12 protein-coding genes and 1 pseudogene are annotated in these 14,260 nt (G+C 60.0%); 4 read left to right on the top strand and 9 right to left on the bottom strand.

What is annotated here, in order from left to right; genetic code table 11:
• Positions 1–40: 40 nt before the first annotated feature.
• The gene (locus N2600_RS34065; RefSeq protein ID WP_260299863.1) at positions 41–697 is read right to left on the bottom strand and encodes a class I SAM-dependent methyltransferase; all 657 of its coding nucleotides are present in this window, start codon (positions 695–697) and stop codon (positions 41–43) included.
• Between the two features lie 167 nt (positions 698–864).
• Positions 865–1,719: pseudogene (locus N2600_RS34070) on the bottom strand (alpha/beta hydrolase).
• Between the two features lie 571 nt (positions 1,720–2,290).
• On the opposite strand from N2600_RS34070, the gene N2600_RS34075 reads away from it, so the two are divergent.
• Positions 2,291–3,523 (top strand): protein-L-isoaspartate(D-aspartate) O-methyltransferase, encoded by a 1,233-nt coding sequence (locus tag N2600_RS34075; protein ID WP_260299864.1) that lies wholly within the window; start codon positions 2,291–2,293, stop codon positions 3,521–3,523.
• 10 nt (positions 3,524–3,533) lie between these two features.
• Positions 3,534–3,986: a DUF421 domain-containing protein gene (locus tag N2600_RS34080; RefSeq protein WP_260299865.1), complete on the top strand. Its 453-nt coding sequence runs from the start codon at positions 3,534–3,536 to the stop codon at positions 3,984–3,986.
• Between the two features lie 78 nt (positions 3,987–4,064).
• Here the strand turns inward: N2600_RS34080 and N2600_RS34085 are convergent, their stop codons facing one another.
• The 7 genes from N2600_RS34085 to N2600_RS34115 all read right to left on the bottom strand — a co-directional run bounded on the left by N2600_RS34085 (position 4,065) and on the right by N2600_RS34115 (position 11,591).
• Positions 4,065–4,829, bottom strand: coding sequence for a FadR/GntR family transcriptional regulator (locus tag N2600_RS34085; protein ID WP_170256962.1), 765 nt, complete (start codon positions 4,827–4,829; stop codon positions 4,065–4,067).
• 24 nt (positions 4,830–4,853) lie between these two features.
• Positions 4,854–5,918 (bottom strand): four-carbon acid sugar kinase family protein, encoded by a 1,065-nt coding sequence (locus N2600_RS34090; protein WP_260299866.1) that lies wholly within the window; start codon positions 5,916–5,918, stop codon positions 4,854–4,856.
• Positions 5,915–6,907, bottom strand: a complete 993-nt coding sequence (locus tag N2600_RS34095; protein WP_260299867.1) for an ABC transporter ATP-binding protein — start codon at positions 6,905–6,907, stop codon at positions 5,915–5,917. Before N2600_RS34095 ends, N2600_RS34090 begins: the two co-directional genes overlap by 4 nt.
• Positions 6,907–7,914, bottom strand: coding sequence for an ABC transporter ATP-binding protein (locus N2600_RS34100; protein ID WP_260299868.1), 1,008 nt, complete (start codon positions 7,912–7,914; stop codon positions 6,907–6,909). The genes N2600_RS34095 and N2600_RS34100 overlap by 1 nt, the downstream gene beginning before the upstream one ends.
• Positions 7,911–8,867, bottom strand: coding sequence for an ABC transporter permease (locus N2600_RS34105; RefSeq protein ID WP_130676566.1), 957 nt, complete (start codon positions 8,865–8,867; stop codon positions 7,911–7,913). Before N2600_RS34105 ends, N2600_RS34100 begins: the two co-directional genes overlap by 4 nt.
• 2 nt (positions 8,868–8,869) lie before the next feature.
• Complete coding sequence (locus N2600_RS34110; RefSeq protein WP_026154671.1) at positions 8,870–9,826, bottom strand: ABC transporter permease; 957 nt, start codon at positions 9,824–9,826, stop codon at positions 8,870–8,872.
• Between the two features lie 130 nt (positions 9,827–9,956).
• Entirely contained in the window at positions 9,957–11,591 is a 1,635-nt protein-coding gene (locus N2600_RS34115; protein WP_260299869.1) for an ABC transporter substrate-binding protein, read from the bottom strand.
• A 322-nt stretch (positions 11,592–11,913) separates the two neighbouring features.
• On the opposite strand from N2600_RS34115, the gene N2600_RS34120 reads away from it, so the two are divergent.
• Together N2600_RS34120 and N2600_RS34125 are read left to right on the top strand one after the other, a co-directional pair.
• Positions 11,914–12,819, top strand: a complete 906-nt coding sequence (locus tag N2600_RS34120) for a dihydrodipicolinate synthase family protein (protein ID WP_260111681.1) — start codon at positions 11,914–11,916, stop codon at positions 12,817–12,819.
• 11 nt (positions 12,820–12,830) lie between these two features.
• Positions 12,831–14,018 carry a sialidase family protein gene (locus tag N2600_RS34125; RefSeq protein WP_260111680.1) on the top strand — a complete coding sequence of 396 codons (1,188 nt, stop codon included), beginning with the start codon at positions 12,831–12,833 and terminating at the stop codon, positions 14,016–14,018.
• Positions 14,019–14,260 lie beyond the last annotated feature (242 nt).

The raw sequence follows: 14,260 nt of genomic DNA on the forward strand, positions 1-14,260 counted from the left end.
ATGCTCGCTGGCGTTCGAGAAGCGGCGAATTTCACTCGCCCTATCGCTTTCGCAGGACGTAGCTGTGCTCGTACTCCGGCAATTGACCCAAGATATCATAGCTTTCGAATAAGCCCGCTGCACGTATCCGATCTACGGCGGGTCCTACTTCTGGTGAATGGGCAAAATCGCCATAGTCGTCGAAGACGATATAGCCACCAGGTACGACAAATCGCTCATAAAGAAGGAAATCTGCCCATACATTCTCGCTCGCATGACCGCCATCAATATGCAAAATCTTGAACCGTTGGGAAGCCTGCAGCGTGCGCTCGACTGCATTCTGCGAGTAACCTCTTATCAAAATGCAGGTTCTATAAAGAATGTTTCGCAAATAATCGACTTCTTGAAGCTGCCCTTGCAGTTCGAATGGATCAATTCCAACGAGTTTTGTTGAAGGTGACGAAAGCCTTTGCATAAAGGCGAGAGACTTGCCTTTCCAGACTCCGATCTCAACGATGTCTGCCTCCAGTGAGGCCACGTCGATACTGAGAAATCCCAAAAGCTTGACGTAAGAATGAAAAGACAATTCTGTCCGCGACATGTACTTGGCTGGCATCGCGGCATAAGCTGCGGCAAAATCTGTCCCCAGCTTATCCCATTCATTGTCCACGCGTGCCCGCGTTGCAGGGTCCGTCATCAGCGTTTTAAGACTATCCATTACCCTGTCCATGATTGGCCTGCCAGATTTCTACCATTTCTTCGATGTGTTATTGCTCTGATTCTGTCAATATGGAGTGCCCCATTTCGGCCCCAGCCGGAACCGACTTCAAGTACGATCGCCTAACCGCCGGATCGTATTCACTGATGAAACCCCTGTATAGAGCGTCACCTGTCGGTCAAATCCTGGACGGCGAATGCGATTCCAACCGCACGATTCACGGCCGCCGCAAGAACGGACATGTGGGTCTCGCCGGCATAAAGCTCGAATTCCGTACGCACTCCGTCTGCAGTGCCGTCTAATCGCTCCGCCATCTCCCGCGCCAGGAGGACGGTCCGCTCCGTCTTCCTCTTCTCCAGACGCGCAGGGGCATCCTCGTTTCCGTACTGGAAGGGCGCCAGCTCATCGCCTTCGTATTCTCCGGCGGACAAATGCAGAAAGGGTGAATTCCCCGGCGCCTCTTGACGTTGCGCCTCGTTCTTGAGGATTTCGCTGTTCTCCCAATAGATGGTTGGGCTGGCCGCAATCCAATTGGAAAACAGAGCTGGACGCTCGAACAGGGCATAGAGAGTAAAGAGGCCGCCGAAGGAATGTCCGAAAAGCGATCGGCGTCTCGGATCCAGGATCACCCTCTCTGTAATCCGCGGGATAAGCTCGTTCTCGATGAAATCCAGCAGCTTGCCGGTCCCTCCGATGACCACCGGCGGACCGCCCTCAACGAACGGCGGATAGGATTTGACCGGCGGAGGCCCCAGGTCCCAAGACCGGCGGAGCGGATCATAGGGCTCGTCGGACGGGTAGCCGATCGCCGCGATCACCCCCGACCGACATTCGTCCCCGTCGGATAAGGTGCCTGGGTGACCAAGCTGGCGACCGCGAAGGGAAAGTGGCGTTGCCGTCGGTCATGACGAGAAGCGGCCATCCTCCCGTAGGAATATGCGATAGGGCTGGCCGCCCGCAGCAGGAGCTAGATCGAAAAAACACGTTCCGGGCATCGAATTGACGCTGGTACGATTGATCAGGTTTCTGATGCTTGGATAGGAGGATCGGAGAAGGGACATTGATGTTGGTGCAGTTCATTAGTGGGTTTCGAAGCTTCCAAGGTTGGTGCAACGCTTGCTGATGTCCAGACTTCCGCGAAAGCGCTTCGTGGCTAGGCTGATCTAACCTGGTTCCGGCATGATTTGAAGACCCGGAGCTATCGAGTCGCCGGGCTCGTTCTTCGATCGCTGGCCGTGCTATTCAACGCGCGGGTGTGACATTCCAACTTTGCAGAAACAAGACACGTCAACTTTGCGGCCATGCGGCTACAAAGGATAGAGCGGAACTTAAGTCTTTGTAATAACATAGATGTATCTAGTTCCATAACATGCGTTACGCCGCAAATTTGTGTAGCCGACATTTTATTTCCAACTGCGACATGCCAATGTTTACAATGTTTCGCCTTGGTGATCTTGCGTGTCGCTTTGCTATACCCTTGGCGCTTGCCGAAAACCTGCTCCTCTCAGGAACTCGCCAGCCGCTGACTTGTTTTACATTCTGCACCACCCAGAAGTTTGCCCAAGGCGCAATCGGCGACAGTGGGACTGATCCATGGATATGACGCGCATCCGAGATCGCATGGTGGAGTACCACGTTACGCGCCGTGGCATTCGCGATCCACGCGTGACCGAAGCGATGCGCACGGTGCCGCGCGAAAAATTCGTTCCTCCAGGCTCCGAGGAATGCGCCTATCAGGATGCGCCGCTGCCGATCGGCGAAGGCCAGACAATTTCGCAGCCGTTCATCGTCGCTCTGATGCTCGAAAAGGCCAATCTGGATACCGGCGACACAGTGCTCGAGGTCGGAACGGGCTCCGGCTACGCTTCAGCCCTCCTGAGCCGGATAGCAAGGCACGTCTATTCCATCGAGCGCCATGAAGGGCTGGCGCTTCAAGCCAAGGAACGGTTCGAGAAGCTGGGATACCGCAACGTCGACGTTCGCGTCGGCGACGGCAGCAAAGGCTGGGTGGAAGCCGCTCCGTTCGATGCCATTATCGTTTCTGCGAGCGCGCCCGAGGTGCCAACCGCCTTGAAAGAACAGTTGGGCTTCGGAGGGCGGCTCATCATTCCGGTCGGCCGCGGTGAAGGGCAGCGCCTGAAACGCCTCACCCGTACCGGGGACATCACGTTCGAAGAAGAAGATCTCGGTGGGGTGATCTTCGTTCCCTTGATCGGCGAAGACGCCTGGACTGCAACCCATCCGATGTACACGGCAACGGCCCCCTCATTGCCGGGAACGGTTGCCTCCGAACGAGCTTCTCCGCATGAAGGACAGGGAGGGGGCATGGGAAAGACACAGACATTGCTCGCGTTGCCGGAAGGTGTGGTTGACCACAGCGAATTTCAGCGAACCTTCTGGGAAGTTCAACGTATTTCCTGGATCGTGTTCACGCTTCTTCTGCTGACCTGCTTGCTGGGTTTGCTTGGAAGAGGCGGTCCGTTTTCACGGCAAACACTTTTGTTGCCCGAAGGATCCGTGGATTTTCCGGTCATCTCCCGATGGAATGCTCCCGAGGACATGACGGTGACCTTCGCGCCGTCATCCGAAGACAGGGTCTTCACGATCGATGCCGCCTTTCTTCAAGGCTTTTCGGTCCAGGGCATCGATCCGCCTCAAAAGGCGACCTTCGCGCGCGGTGGCCGGATAGGCTATGTGTTTCCTGCCGACCCGGCAGAACCGACACAGATCGTCTTCCGTCTGCAAACGCAACTCGCCGGCCCTCGCCGCGCCACTATCGGCATGGGCGGGGAGACTCGCAGCCAATCCACGTTCATCTTTCCATGAGGGCGGCACGGTGGATGCAGTATTACGCGGATTGGCAATCTATTTCACGCTGCTTGTGATCACCCGTCTGTCGGGAAGACGGACATTGGCCCAGATGACCCCGTTCGATCTAGTCATCGTGCTGGTGATCTCCGAGACTACCCAGCAGGCGATGCTGGGCGATGACTTCTCGATCACCAACGCCGTTATCCTGATCCTCACGCTGTTTACGACCGACATCGGTCTGTCTTACGTGAAGAGGTGGTGGCCTGGCGCAGCTCATATCATCGATGGCGTTCCGACCGTTCTGGTGACGGATGGCGTCTACGATGAGCGCGCGCTCAAAGGCGCCCGACTGCAGAAGGAAGACGTCATGCAAGCGGCTCGAAGCCAGGAAGGCATTGAGAGTGTTACGGAGATAAAATTTGCCATCCTCGAAGTGAGCGGCAACATCAGCATCATCAAGAAGCAGAAATCCGGCTGACAATTGCCAGCGAAGGAGCATCCCGCGGTATGGCAGGAACTCCCTGGCAATTTCGAGCTGCCAGCTGTGGGACGCGCTTCAGAAGGATAGGTCGAGCACCCTGCCCTCGAACAAGCGGTCCCGGGAGCCTTCGAGATGCGCCTTCATCAGTCTCTGTGCATCGTCAGGCCGGCCATCGGCGATCGCCTTATAGATGGCGTTATGCTCTTCGTAGACCTGTTCTAGCCCTTGGCGGGGGCCAAGCAAAGAGAGGCCATGGAGATGCATGCCAACGGCGATATGGGCCTTCAGCGCGTCGATCGAGGCCGTGTAATAATGATTGTTGGCAGCCTCCGTGACCGCGCGGTGGAAGAGGAAATCGGCGTCGGTGCGGTGAAGCTGATGGCTGGTCGCTTCGCGCAGATCCGCAAGCGCGCTGGCGATCTTTTGGATCGCCTGCTCATTGCGGCGCTTGGCGGCAAAATAGGCGGCCGCCGGCTCGATCGTCAGGCGGAATTCGTAGCAGCGCTGAATGTCGGCGATCGTCTTCACCGGCGAATAGGCAAGCTGCGTCGTCGGCGATCCATGTGCGCTGACGAAGGTGCCGGCGCCCTGCCGGGCATAGACCATACCCTGATCGCGCAGGCGCGCTAAGGCATCACGGACGATCGGCCGCGACACACCCAAAATCGAGGCAAGCTCATGCTCGCCGGGAAGGCGTGAATCCGGCGGATAGTTTCCGCCGCGGATACGCTCGAGCAACTGGTCGAAGACGCGATCGACCAGCTTGACGGCCTTGCCGCGTTCGGGCTTGCCCGGTGGGCCGGCTTCCGCGTTCAAAGATTCGCCATTCACTTCAGCCACGTCATTCTCCCCGGCGGTATCTTGCTATGCCGCCCGATTCCAAAGAACCAGTCTTAACAAACTATCGGGCTTGCCGAAGCCCCCCGACTTCACGGCGCACCGAAAATGCCGCCCGTCGGCTGCCGTGACATCGAACCACGGCACGCCGGCTTCTATTTCGCCCTGGGGCGCCAGAACTCTGACCCCGAGCGCCAGGAAAACGGCAAGCGCCGTATCGCCGCCGCCGACCATCAGCATATCAGGCCTCGTGTCGTCGATGACCGTTCTGACGCCTGCCGCAAAACGGCGAGCGACCAGTGCCGCATCGGCCGCCATATCGCCAGTGCAACGCAGCAGCGCCGGCAGCGCTATGCCCTCTCCGACTTCGACCTGCCCCTTCGGCGCGTCCACGACCATGCGTAGGACACCCGAGGCTTGGAGCCGGTCCATCTGGATAGCAGTAATCGGGTCGCGCGAGCCAAAGGCGAACAGGGTGCGCCGGGTCGCCGCAAATTCCGGCAGCGGCTGCCGCCCCATTTCGCCGAGCCGGCGGGCAAGCGCGGCCCCGAGGCCCCTTGCGCCGACAGCAAGTGTCGTCAGCCAGTCATGCCCCTCCGCGATCTGGTCGAGATCGCCATCGTCCTCGGCATCGGCAATCACGACGCCGTCCGCGCTGATTTCGAACAGCTCAGCGATCGGTAGCGGCTGGTTGATGCCGCGGCCGACGACACACCCTCGGTAGGTCAACCGCTCCTGATCGGGAATGGCGGGCGCTACTAGGATGGTCTTCAGATCGAATGCCTTCGCCAGCGCCAGGCTCTCGGCCGCGACATTGCCCTTGAGCCGGGAATCGATCTTCTTCATGATGACCGCCGGCTTCTCGCGACGAAACACCGCTGCCGCCGACCGTACTCTTTCGGCGGCTTCGCGCTCATCCAGCGCGCGGGAGGCGGTGTTGATGACGACAACGTCACAGCCGGTGGCGATCGCATCCTCTGCGGCCTCGACATCGACGGCGACCGCAACCGAAAGCCCGGCTTCGACGAAGGGCGTGCCGGTATCGAGCGCGCCCGTCAGATCATCGGCAATAATGGCCGCCTTCAGCGTCATGCGGTCTGTCCGGTGTTGACGGCGTGGCAGGCGACGAGATGGCCGGGCTTTGCCTCCTTCCACGCGGGAATGATCTTGCTGCAGACGTCCATGGCGATCGGGCAACGCGTGTGGAAACGGCAGCCCGACGGCGGGTTCAGCGGGCTCGGCACATCACCCTGCAGGATCTGGCGCTGGCGCGTGCGCTCATGCTCCGGATCGGTTTCCGGGACGGCCGACAGCAACGCCCTGGTATAGGGGTGCAGCGGATTGTCGAAGAGTTCCTCGCGGGTGGCAAGTTCGGCGAGCCGCCCGAGATACATGACGCCGACGCGGGTGCTGATATGGCGCACGACTGCGAGATCATGGGCGATGAACAGATAGGTCAGCCCGTATTTTTCCTGCAGATCGAGCAGCAGGTTGATGATCTGCGCCTGGATCGACACGTCGAGCGCCGAGATCGCCTCGTCACAGACGATAAATTTCGGCTGGCAGGCGAGCGCGCGGGCAATGACGACGCGCTGTCGCTGGCCGCCGGAAAGCTCATGCGGGTAACGCTGGGCAAATCGCTTGGGCAGGCCGACATCGGTGAGCAGCGTTGCCACCCTGTCCTTCAGCTCGGCCTTGGTGCAGAGCCTATGAAAAAGGATGGGTTCGCCGATCGCCTCACCCACCGTCATGCGCGGATTGAGCGTCGAATACGGATCCTGGAAGACGATCTGCAGGTCCCGGCGGAAGGGCCGCATCTGTTTTTCATCGAGCGTCGCGAGGTCCTGGCCCTTGTAGACGACCTTGCCGCTGGTCGCCTTGTAGAGGTTGAGGATGGTGAAACCTGTCGTCGACTTGCCGCAGCCGGATTCGCCGACGAGGCTCAGCGTCTCGCCTTCCATGATGTCGAGGTTGACATTGTCGAGCGCATAGACGGTCGCCGAGCGTTCGCCGAAGGCGCCGAGCTTGACGTGGAAATGCTTGACCAGGTTTTCGATCTTGAGCAGCGGTTGAGCGCCCATCACGCGGCCTCCTGCATTCTCTGGACGACGAAACAGGCGGCGCGGTGATTGGCGCTGCCGCTCAACGGTTCGAGCTGCGGCACCTTCTCGTGACAGATGTTTTCGGCAAGCGGGCAGCGCGGCGCAAATGGGCAACCCTTCGGCCGGCGGCCAGGCTCCGGCGGCGTGCCGCCGATCGAGCTCAGCCGGCTTGCCGGCGGATCCGAGAGTTTCGGGATCGAAGACAGCAGGCCGCGCGTATAGGGATGGCTCGGTCGGGCATAGAGCTCGTCGACCGGCGCATCCTCGACGACCGTGCCGGCATAGAGCACGGCGACGCGATCGACGAGGCCGGCGATAAGCGCCAGATCATGGGTGATCCAGACGACCGACATGCCGAGCTTGGCCCTGAGATCCTTCACCAGATCGACGATCTGGGCCTGGATGGTGACGTCGAGCGCCGTCGTCGGCTCATCGGCAATCAAAAGCTTCGGATTGCAGGCAAGGCCGATCGCGATCATCACGCGCTGGCGCATGCCACCGGAAAGCTCGTGCGGATAGGCCTGCAGACGCTCTTCCGGACCGGGAATGCCGACGAGACGCAAGAGTTCGACGGCGCGGGTGCGAGCTTCGGCCTTTTTCATTCCGCGGTGATAGATCAGCGGTTCGCAGATCTGGTCGCCGACGCGCATGACCGGATTGAGCGAGGTCATCGGATCCTGAAAGACGAAGCCGACATCGCCGCCGCGCACCTTGCGCAGCTCGCGATTTGACATCGTCTGCAGGTCGTGGCCATCGAATGTCGCCGATCCCCTAGTGACTTTGATCTTGTTCGGCAACAGCCGCATCAGGCTCAGCATGGTCAGGCTCTTGCCGCAGCCGGATTCGCCGACCACGCCAAGGGTCTCACCCCTGTCGACATGGAGATCAATACCATCGACGACCACGGCCGGGCCATTGCGGCCGTCGATCTCGACGGTGAGGTTCCTGACATCGAGCAGGCGGTCGGTGTCTTTCGTATCCATCATTTGCTGCCCCGCGGATTGAGCGCGTCGTTAAGGCCATCGCCGAGGAAGCTGAAGGCAACCGAAGCAAGGCCGAGCACGGCCGCCGGAGCGGCGAGAAGGTGGGGATAATGCTGCCAGACACGCAGGCCGTCGGAGATCATGTTGCCCCAGCTCGGTGTCGGCGGATTGACCCCGACGCCAAGGAAGCTGAAGGCGCTTTCCAGCACCATCGCCGTGCCGAGGCCGGCGCTGACCGAGACGATCAAAGGCCCCAGCGCATTCGGAATGACATAGCGCTTGATGATGATCCAGTTCGACAGGCCGAGCGCCTGCGCCGCGGTGATATAGGGCCGGCTGCGGATCGACAGCACCTGGGCGCGGACGAGACGGGCGTAAGGCGGCCAGGAGATCAGCGCCATCGAGCCGAAGACGAGGATGAAATCCACCCACATGGTTTCGCGGTAGAAGGGATTGAGGGTCGCGAGGTAACGCGCCTCCATCCATTTGCTGATCGGCGATTTCAGCGAGGCGTTGATGACGACGACGAGCAACAGGTTGGGAACCGACATCGTCACGTCGGTCAGCCACATGATGACGCGATCGAACGGATTGCCGAAGAAACCGGCGACTGCCCCGAGCACCAGGCCGATCAGCACGGCGAAGACGGTGACAATGACGGCGACGAGGAAAGCGGTGCGCGTGCCGAAAACCACCCGGCTGAAGACGTCGCGGCCGAGATCATCGGTTCCGAAGAGGTGGCTCATCGACGGCAGGACGTTGCGGGCGTTGAGATCCTGGCTCAGATAATCATAGGGCGTGAGGTAAGGCCCGAAGATCGCCGTGAAGGCGAGGATCACGACGATGACGAGGCCGAAGATGGCAAGCCTGTTGCGCTTCAGCCGATACCAGGCGTCGCGCCACAGACTGACCGGTTCTTCGACGGTTTCGATGGTGGAAAGAGGGATGGCGGACATGGTCAGCGGCTCCTTCTTGAATCGTTGGCGCGCGGATCGAGCAGCGGATAGAGCACATCCACCAGGAGGTTCGAGACCATCACCAGGAACGATCCGATCAGTGTGATCGCCAGAATGACGGGATAATCGGAATTGATCAGCGCCTGCACCGTCAATCGGCCGAGGCCCGGCAGGCCGAAGACAAGTTCGACGAAGATCGCGCCGTTGACGATGGTGATCATGATCAGGCCGAGCTGCGTGACGACGGGCGTCAGCACCGGCCGCAAGATGTGGCGGAGCGCCACGATGATCTCTGGCACGCCCTTGGCGCGGGCGGTGCGGACGAAATCCTCCGACAGAACCTCGATGACGGCGGCGCGCGTCTGACGCACGATTAGCGCGATCGGCTGGAAGGAAAGGACGAGCAGCGGCAGCAGGATACGGACATCGAGGATGCCGCCCCAGCCATAGGGCACGCTCGCACCCGGCAGCAGCACGATCAGGCCGACCATCAGCAGCGGACCGGCGACATAGGCCGGGATCGCCCAGAGGAAGAGCGCGGAGCCCAGAATGGCATAGTCAATGCGCGAATTCTGGTTGAGCGCGGCGATCATGCCGAGCGGGATCGCAACGACGGCGGTCAGGATGATGGAACAGAGGGCAAGCTGGAAGGAGACGGGTGCTGCGGCGGAGACCATCGCCCAGACAGAGCGGCCCGAGGTCAACGAATTGCCGAACTGACCGTGCAGCAAGTTCCAGATGTAAAGGCCGAACTGGATGATGAAGGGTTTGTTGAGGCCGGCACTTTCGCGAATGGCTTCGATGCGCTGCGGATTATAGGCGACGTCGCCCGGCGCGCGCAGGAAGATCAGCTTGATCGGATCGCCGGCGCCATAGAAGGCCAGCGCGTAAACCGCCAGCATCACCACCAGAACGGACGGAATCCAGATGGCAAATCGGGTTAGCACGTAGCGCAGCAAGGCCACCTCCCACCTGTTGTTCGATGCGTTCCCGCTTTTGGCTGCGATCGCATCTCTTCTTCTTGAAACTTGCGCGAAGGCCTTGCGGCCTTCGCGCGGGTTATTGCCGATTGGAACGATTTCCGCCGGATCAACCGATGGAAATGTTCCAGGGTTCGACGACCTGCCAGTCAAGGTTCTTTTCCAGGCCCTTGACGTCCTTGGTGGCCCAGCGCGACATCGCCTGAGAATACCATGGAATGAAGGCCCAATCCTCGCGGAACGCCTTCTGGGCTGCCTGAGCGAGAGCGATACGCTGCGGATCATCCGCAGCCTTGGTCGTGGCTTCGGCCAGAGCGCTGTCGACCTTGTCGTTTTTGTATCCGCCAAGCTTGTTTTGCGCATTCGACGAGGTCGAGGCGATGCTGCCCGCCAGATAGGAGACGGCATCCGGCACACGGGTGCCGACGTCGTCGCGAAAGATCTGGATCGAATTCTGATCCGGACCCGCATAGGCGTCCTGCTGCGGCTTCATGTCGACGGCCGTGATGCCGAGATTCTGGCGCCACTGCTCGGCGATGAACTGGGCGGCAGCCTGAATGGCCGGCCCCGAGATGCCGACGAATAGGATCTTCGGCAAGCGCTCCGGGCCGCCATAGGTCGATTCCGCAAGCAGCTTCTTGGCAGCCGCCGGATCGTAAGGGTATGGCTCGAAACCGGAATTCTCCGCACCCGGAACCGCGTTGAGGATCTGGTCGGCCTTCTTGTGCGGCCCGTCGGGGTAGGACGCCTTGAACAGGCCATCGCGATCGACCGCCATGATCAGTGCCTGGCGGACCTTCGGATCGTCCATCGGCGCACGGGAGATGTTGAACCAGAAGTGCTGGCTGGTCGGGATCAGCGGGCCGGCGGAAAATTCCGGGCCGAGATCCTGGATGATGGTCGAGGTGATCAGTTCGGTATGAGCGTTGAACTCGCCCGACTTGATCAGCGACGTCGCGGAGACATTGTCCTCGATCGAGGTGATGTCGATGCGCGCAAGCTTCGGCTTCGGTCCGAAGAAGTTCTCATTCGGCTCGAACGTGATCTTGCCGGCGTCGATGTCGATGCTGGTGAGTTTGAACGGACCCGAAAAGACCGGCTTGTTGTCAGGCTTGTACCAGTCGATAATCTCCTCGCCGTCGCTGCCGCGCGACTGCGACGCCTTGGTGATCGGCGCGATGTGGTTTGCCAGGCGCATGAAGAAGATCGGATCGGCGGCTGCCAGCGTCACGACGACCGTTCCATCGTCGGGCGTCGCGACACCCGTCAACTCGTTGCCGGAGCCGGAGGCGATTTCTGCATAACCCTTGACCTTGCTCAGCACCTGGTCGGCGCGCTGGCTCTTGGTGTTCGGCATCGAGGCGACTTCCCACGATCCCTTGACGTCCGCCGAGGTGATCTTGCTGCCGTCGGAGAAGACGGCCTTGGGGTCGATTTTGAACGTCCAAACGGTGTTGTCAGCCGATTCCCAGCTGGTGAAGACGTAAGGTTTGATATTGCCTTTGCTGTCGAAATACATCGGCGATGCCCACCAGATCGAATTCCAGCGGAACGTCCTGCCGCCGCCGCGCAGCGGCGACCAGTCCTGGTCGAAGGCCGGATGCGCGACCTTCAGGACCTGGCCTTCATCGGCCATGACGATGCGGGCATTCATCCCGAATACGGTGAGGCCGACGCCGGCTGCAAGGCCGAGCTTCAGCGCGTTGCGACGTGATATATTGGTTTTATCCGATTGATCAGACATGGCATTCCTCCCAAAGTGAATTCGGCAGCGCTCTCCCTGCACCTGCCAGGCGCAGCACAATCCGTTCCGTATCGTTCTCTCGTTATTGTAAATATGTCAACAAAAAATCTCTATTTTCATCCAATCAATATTTTATCTTAAAAATATACAAATTATAACAGACAGATAGGTTTTAGCAGCTGCATCGCCGCGTTTTGTCTTCTTGACAAAAGCGCGGCGATGGAAAAGTTCTTGCTCTCCATGGCGACAAACGAATGACATCGAATGCGCAGCCGGGCGTTCGAACACGGATCCCCGGACAGGACGCGCCGAGGAGGGCAAAATGAGCCATCACAGGATTACAGGCGTATTCAGCGCGTCCGCAACGCCGCTGACTGCAGACAATTCACCCGATCTCGCACTATTCACCGATCATTGCCGACAGCTGCTGGCCGAGGGATGCCATGGCGTGGCGCTGCTTGGCACGACGGGCGAGGCCAATTCGTTCTCCGGAGCCGAGCGCCGCGCCATTCTGGAAGCAGCACTTGAGGCTGGTATTCCCGCCGACAGGCTTTTGCCGGGCACCGGCGTTGTGGCCATTCCCGAGACCGTGGAATTGACTCGGCACGCGCTGTCGCTTGGCGTCACCAAGGTGGTGATGCTGCCACCCTTCTACTACAAGGGCGTCTCCGACGATGGTCTCTTCGCCGCCTATTCGCAGGTGCTGGAAAAAGTCGCCGACACCCGCTTGCAGGTCATCCTCTATCATATTCCGCAGGTTTCAGGCGTTCCGCTATCCATTCCGCTGATCGGGCGGCTGATTGCGGCCTTCCCGGAAACGGTCGTCGGCATCAAGGAATCTGCCGGAGATTTCAACAACATGCAGGCGATCATCGCCGCCCATCCAGGCTTCTCGGTGCTGGCGGGCGCCGACCCGCTGCTGCTGCCGTTGCTGAAGGCGGGCGGTGCTGGCTGCATCACGGCCACCTCCAATCTCGTCGCGAATTCGCTCCGCACCGTCTACGACCATGTCCATGACGAGGCGCGCGCCGCAGATGTCGAGGCGGCACAGGCCCGGATCAACGCCTATCGCACGCTTTCCAATTCCTACGTCCAGATCCCCACAATCAAGGCGATGGTGGGACTGAAGACCGGCAATCCCGCCTGGAAGCGCACGCGCGCACCGTTGATGCCGCTCGGCGATGCCGACTATGCCGCACTCGCCGAAAGCTACGCCAAGCTGCCTTGAGGAGATCCGTCATGAGTTTTACCGGCCTGCCTTCGGAAGCCGTTCCGGCCCTGATGACCGGGGTCATCGCCCCCCACCCCACGGTCGAGGGTCGTGCGGATGCCTATCTGCCCTCCCCCTGCATCCAGAACCATGCCGCAAATCTAGCCTTTCTGCGGGACGGCACGCTGACCTGCGTCTGGTTCGGTGGCACGATGGAGGGCATGGGTGATATCTCGATTTACATGTCGCGGCTGGCTCCGGGCTCCGAGCGCTGGTCGGTGCCGGAAAAGATGAGCGACGATCCGGAGAAATCCGAACAGAACCCGTTGATTTTCAAGGCTCCGGACGGAAAAATATGGCTGCTCTATACCTCGCAGACCTCGGGCAATCAGGACGGCTCGGTTGTCAAATGCCGGATTTCAGGTGATGGCGGCCAGACCTTCGGCCCGGTTCGTATCCTCTGCGACAGCCCCGGCACATTCATTCGCCAGCAGATCGTCGTCAACGGCAAAGGCGACTGGCTGCTTCCGGTGTTCCGCTGCGTCGGCCTGAATGGCCAGCGCTGGAGCGGCGATGCCGATACGGCAGCCGTGCTGGTGTCGCGTGATGGCGGCGCCAGTTGGGAAATGCGCGATATTCCAGACAGTATCGGCGCGGTGCACATGAATATCTTGCCGCTTGGCGGCGACGAGATGATCGCCTTCTACCGCAACCGTTTCGCCGAAAACATCCTGTCCAGCCGATCATCCGACGGCGGCGAGACATGGAGCGCGCCCGAGCCTGCCGAATTGCCGAACAACAATTCCTCGATCCAGGCCACTGTCCTGAATGATGGAGCAATCGCAATGGTTTACAACCATTCGAATGCCGCCATGTCGGACGCGCGGCGCCAGTCTCTCTACGACGAAATAGAGAGTGGCGAGGCTGGAGAGACCGCCGTCGTTGCCGATACCAGCTCACGCAAGGCCGTCTGGGGTGTTCCGCGCGCGCCGCTGAGCCTTGCGATATCAAGGGATGGCGGCAAGAGCTTTCCGCATCGCATCGACCTCGATACCGGCGACGGCTTCTGTCTCAGCAACAATTCGAAGGATTCGCTGAACCGCGAATTCTCCTATCCCTCGATCATCCAGGGCAGCGACGGCACGCTCCATATCGCCTACACCTACTACCGACGCGCCATCAAATATGTGCGCCTCGCCCGGCAATTCCTGCCGTAAACAAAGCGGCAGCCGGAAAATTGTCGTCCTGCATCCGCTCGCATGCGCAAGCATGCGGGATGACAGCGGGTGTGGGGCTGGCTGACAGAAAAATTGACAACAGGTTTGGGCAATTCACCGCCGCCGCAAAGTTGATGGCTAGTTGGTGTCTGACATGTCGTTTCATCACTACAGACTTAATAATACTTTGATATCTTTATCGATACGAGCGCGAAACGCCGCCTTTAAAGCCCGCGGCCGAG

The organism is Rhizobium sp. WSM1274 (assembly GCF_025200775.1).
GTDB lineage: Bacteria > Pseudomonadota > Alphaproteobacteria > Rhizobiales > Rhizobiaceae > Rhizobium > Rhizobium leguminosarum_I.

What these genes read in the sequence shown, in the direction of transcription:
- N2600_RS34075 (WP_260299864.1), top strand. Translation starts at nt 2,291, where the DNA reads ATGGATATGACGCGCATCCGAGATCGCATGGTGGAGTACCACGTTACG.
- N2600_RS34100 (WP_260299868.1), bottom strand. Translation starts at nt 7,914, where the DNA reads ATGATGGATACGAAAGACACCGACCGCCTGCTCGATGTCAGGAACCTC.
- N2600_RS34065 (WP_260299863.1), bottom strand. Translation starts at nt 697, where the DNA reads ATGGATAGTCTTAAAACGCTGATGACGGACCCTGCAACGCGGGCACGC.
- N2600_RS34120 (WP_260111681.1), top strand. Translation starts at nt 11,914, where the DNA reads ATGAGCCATCACAGGATTACAGGCGTATTCAGCGCGTCCGCAACGCCG.
- N2600_RS34090 (WP_260299866.1), bottom strand. Translation starts at nt 5,918, where the DNA reads ATGACGCTGAAGGCGGCCATTATTGCCGATGATCTGACGGGCGCGCTC.
- N2600_RS34105 (WP_130676566.1), bottom strand. Translation starts at nt 8,867, where the DNA reads ATGTCCGCCATCCCTCTTTCCACCATCGAAACCGTCGAAGAACCGGTC.
- N2600_RS34095 (WP_260299867.1), bottom strand. Translation starts at nt 6,907, where the DNA reads ATGGGCGCTCAACCGCTGCTCAAGATCGAAAACCTGGTCAAGCATTTC.
- N2600_RS34125 (WP_260111680.1), top strand. Translation starts at nt 12,831, where the DNA reads ATGAGTTTTACCGGCCTGCCTTCGGAAGCCGTTCCGGCCCTGATGACC.
- N2600_RS34115 (WP_260299869.1), bottom strand. Translation starts at nt 11,591, where the DNA reads ATGTCTGATCAATCGGATAAAACCAATATATCACGTCGCAACGCGCTG.